This is a genomic window from Nanoarchaeota archaeon (assembly GCA_018897155.1).
In the GTDB taxonomy this organism is placed as follows: Archaea; EX4484-52; EX4484-52; order EX4484-52; family LFW-46; genus LFW-46.
On the sequence record JAHILE010000062.1, the window covers coordinates 1 to 4,662 of the forward strand.

Annotated in this window: 3 protein-coding genes; all 3 read right to left on the minus strand. The window is 28.2% G+C overall.

Translation table 11 applies throughout. The features are described from left to right. Nucleotides 1-9: 9 nt before the first annotated feature. Complete coding sequence (locus KKB09_07955; GenBank protein MBU4301121.1) at nucleotides 10-3,036, minus strand: Eco57I restriction-modification methylase domain-containing protein; 3,027 nt, start codon at nucleotides 3,034-3,036, stop codon at nucleotides 10-12. 70 nt (nucleotides 3,037-3,106) lie between these two features. Further along, a complete protein-coding gene (locus tag KKB09_07960) occupies nucleotides 3,107-3,520 on the minus strand; it encodes a hypothetical protein (protein ID MBU4301122.1) in 414 nt (137 codons plus the stop codon). Between the two features lie 242 nt (nucleotides 3,521-3,762). After that, nucleotides 3,763-4,662, minus strand: a 900-nt coding sequence (locus KKB09_07965) for a hypothetical protein (protein ID MBU4301123.1), incomplete at its 5' end; no start/stop codon positions are given.

A 4,662-nucleotide genomic window follows, 5' to 3' on the forward strand; every position in this document is an offset into this window, starting at 1 on the left:
AATAGCAATTTATTTTATTTTTATTACATCATCCATTAATTCCCGGTTTAATTTTATTAGCGTTTGCTTAACTGAGGCACTTATTTCGTCAATACTAATTCTATAATTTTCTATCTCTTCTATATAGAAATCCCTGCAATTTGAGTAAACAATGTAATAAAAATAAAATAAATTGCTATTTAAAATAGCACAAACGAGATCATTTGAGATTGATTCCTTAATGCAAATAAAATCTTCCTTGGATGAAGCTGTTTTAAATGTAGTAACTACGTTAAAATATCTTCCTCCTGATGTCCTATAGAATATTTTATTACTATTTACTCCATTTATTAGGACTTTCCCAAGTTTTTCTTTCGTAATAAATTTTTTTAAAATATTTGTTTCTGTTTCTGCTCCAATTTTTGGAATTCTATTCATAATAAAATATTCATCTTTTACATCAATATATTTAATAGAATCAAATAAAAATTTTCTATGGGCAGCTTTCCATTTCAAATAAGAAGTCGTAAAACAAACTTGCGCATTATTTTTTGAATGAATAATTATTGTTACTTTTTGTTCAGCATCTTTAAATATTTTGTCTGGTCTTTCTGCAAAATTTGCGAAATAGGTTTTACCGCTCTTCAAGAATAAATTCCTCAAACTAACCATTCTATTTGAACAAATTATTGAAATTGGCAAAATATAGCCAAATTTACCATGCCTTTTAAGAAAGCATAGCCCTTTCTCTGCAAGAAAAGCATATAAATTTCTGGAATCTTTTGTTTTCAATCTACTACAACAATATTTTTTATCATACTCTAAACTAGTTACATCCACATATGGCGGATTCCCAATTACGCAGTCAAATCCAGAATTATTGCCATATAATATATCGGGGAACTCAATTTCCCAATGGAAATAATCGTCGTTACCGGATATATTTGGAACTTTTTGTGGTATTTTTTGTGCATTCCAATTTTCTATTTTAGATAAAAACTCACTTTCATTAATTTTCCCAAGAAGATAGAATGTGAATACATCACATAAATTTTTATAGGGAACTAATTCCCCATTTACCTCTTCGAGTATTTCTTTTTTCTCTTCAATGTCTCCTATAGTATCAGTAAATTTGCTTAACTTTTTTTTATAACATTCAGCTGCTTGTTCTATAGACTCAATATACGGTTGCATAAACAAATTATTATTTGAAACACCAGTTTTGATTAAGTGTTTTTCTAAATCTGATATTCGCACTCCAACAAGTGCATTTCCTTTTTTAAGATGGTGGTTAAGAAAAGAAAGAGGTTTTTCTTTAAACGTTGTCGCAATCCAAAGACACAATTTTGCTAATTCTACTGCCCGAGGATTCAGGTCAACACCAAATATGCAATTTTCTACGACTTTACGCCTCCATATTTTAGGATTAGAGTCTATTTTAGAATTGCTTCCTGGATATTTATTTAAAAGTTTAACTATAAAATTTGTTATGTGATTTGTTGCATTAACCAGAAAGTGTCCACTTCCCATGGTGGGGTCAAGAACAGAAAGGGCAAGAATTTTCTCTTCAACAAATTTATATATCCGGTCATCAATATATTGTTCAAGCCTTTTTAATTCAGACTCATTTACAGCAATATCCATATCATTAATAAAAGGAACAATCTCCTCTACTATCTCTTTTTCTTTTTCTTCTAAAAGAGAATCAACAGTGTTTTTTACAATATACTCAACAACATCTTCGGGCGTGTAGTAACTTCCGCTGAGTTTTCTTTCGTTTGCATCTTCTGAAAAATAGATTTTACCTTTCGGCAATATAGTATCAGAACGCTTTATTTTTCCTGCTTTAGATTCGGGAATATAGCGAATGTTACTCCCAGATTTACGAATAACCATACTTTCAGGTGCTACAAATAAATTGTGCTCCAACAAACCTTCATAAAGACTACCTAAATGGCGCACTGAAAGATCACGGTATTCTATTGGTGCAAAACTTCCCTTTGAATTCTGGTAATAAGCTAATCCAAATATTACCTCTGATAGAAATGGATCTGTAATCTTGATTTCTTCAATAAATTTTGTAATATCACTTTCATAATAATTAAACAGCCCCCCATTATATTTTTCATTAATTTCTACATAAAGTCCCTGAAGGCGATTCCAAAGGTTATAAGAGTCATTTTTAAGCCCACCTTCATTGCAAAATCGAAATGAATCTCGAATAATATTTTGAAATTTCTCGATACTTTCTCTTTTAAGAAGACCACGAGATGTCGAATAAAATAAAAAAAGAATTCGGAAAAGAAATATAATAGCCCCATCATAGATATATTTATTATCTTTTTCGGAATAGTTTTTTTGACTTAAAGTGTTTAGATAGCCTGAACAAAGAGTTTGAAGAACGCCTTTTCCTTCTCCTTCACGTTCAATTGCTGCCCTTAAATTTTCTTCGATATACTTAGTAGTTTTTTCTGATTTATCTTTGTAATTATCAAAATTACATTCTCCGCTTTTAGTTCTAACAAAATTATCAGGTCGAAAAAAGAAATAAAATATTTGAAAAGCAGTGTAATCTTGACTATTTAAAATTGTTTCTAAATTTATTTCCACATAAATTTCGTAGGGATTGGGCTCCGCTACATGGTATATCCTCCAATAATATCCATCAGTAAGTATCCCCCATTGAAAATTATTTTTCCTTAGATTTCGAATAATTTTCTCTGCCCAAAATTTTCCTTTTAAAGTACAATTAATATCTTCTTCGGGAGGTATTATATAACAAAGAGACATAGCCTCAATTTTATCTATATCCGGAAAAAGCATTAAAATATTAGGTTCTTTTTCTGAATTTCTTTGATGTCCAAATTTCAAAGTATCAAATATATTTTCTATGTAAGTAGATATCCATGATTCGGGGGAAGTATTATCAACTTCATCTCTCCACCCTTTAATGGTTCGAAAAGAATTCTTTAAATTTTCGTCAATTATTGGCACCTGGGTAATATTTTGTAAATAAGTCTCTGAGAATAAATATTCATTACGATAATTCTTATTCATATTTGTCTTTTCCTTCTTTATTAGATATTGTTAGATTAATAAATATCAATATTGTTGTAATATAAAATTATTATGTTGCTTTTAAATGTTTAAAATCCTCTGGTTTAAGATTGGTTCTTTTTAATGGCTTTCTTTTAATTAAATCTTTTCGTATGGAAAGTATAAATTCTCCTAAAGCTTCTTCTTTTTCCTTATCAGTAGATTTTTTATCAGTATAGATTGTAGAAAGAAAATTATATGCTTTAATAATAACCTCATCAGGACAATACATCCAACACAAATTAAGTTGATTCAAGAATTCGTCTCTTAATTCTTTATCAAGTGAACTAATATAAAAACCTTTAAGAGCACTAATTAATTTAGAATATTTCTTCTCTTTTCTTTTATATTCTTCATAAATTCTCTTACTTCTCTCATTTAAACACCAAGTTATTACACTAATAATAAATGCTCCAATTAGACTTATTATTTTCCATTCCATCATTTTTCCACCAATAAACCAATAATTAGAAAATTATTTTAATAATAACTAACAACAATATTTTTGTATTCGACAAAATTTATTAAAAATCCTCTTTTTTAAATGTCTTGGGCAGGTTCTTGAGACATGACTCATTAATTTCTGACTTTAAAATTTTTTATCTATCTTTGAATGATGCAGAGAATCATTCATAGTATCATTATTTTCTTTAATGCTTGAATTCAACCACCACTGTAAGTGGTCGATTAGAATAAATTTTTGGGATAACTTTTTAAGATTGTTGATAGCTTAATCGCATCTTCTTTTAATTTTTGGTTTGACCTTTGATCAATAAAAAATCCATTTTCTGTACTTATTATATTCCTATTAATCAAATCTTTAAAATAATCTTTTGTATAAAAATAACATATTGAATCTATCTTATAAGATTTGTTTTTATATTCATGCCCTGCAATAATAATTAATTCATAATTATTGGTTTGCGCTACTAAAACCTGTGGGAAATTACCAGGTCTTCTTTCGATTTTATTAAGAAAAAATGTGTGCATGCTCGTATTTATAAAAAGTGAATTTAAAATAGTAGGGATATTTTGCTTATGTTTGACTGATGCTAAATCCATCATAAATCCATGACGGGCTAAATGCACCTCAATAGTATTAAAATAACATTTTGGTGTTTTTACTTCAAAATAATTGGTCACATTTTCAAGTTTTTCTATTTTGTTAATTGTATTACTTAATTCTATTCTACATATAGGCAAAGGATATATTTTAATATTGCTTGAACTTGCTAATGGTGCTTCAACTTTATCACTTTTTCCTTTAAAAGGGTTTATTCCTTTATCTTTTATGTGAATTTCTCCTGTAATTTTATTTTTCTTTGGTTTGCCGTGATAAGTTAAATGTGCTTCGTCTGAACTAGGAAATTTTTTTGTATCTTTAGAATTTTTATAATGGATACAATTAAATTTTTTTGGGAATTTAATATAGATATCAACTATATTTTTAATTTCTTTTATTGAAAATAGTAAAATATTTTTTTGTTTATATGTCGCCCTAACTTTATTCTCTTCTAATCCATTGTTTTTAAAATAAAATGTACATCCAGTTGCGTATTCCGGAGTATCCGGACGGCAATTCCGAAG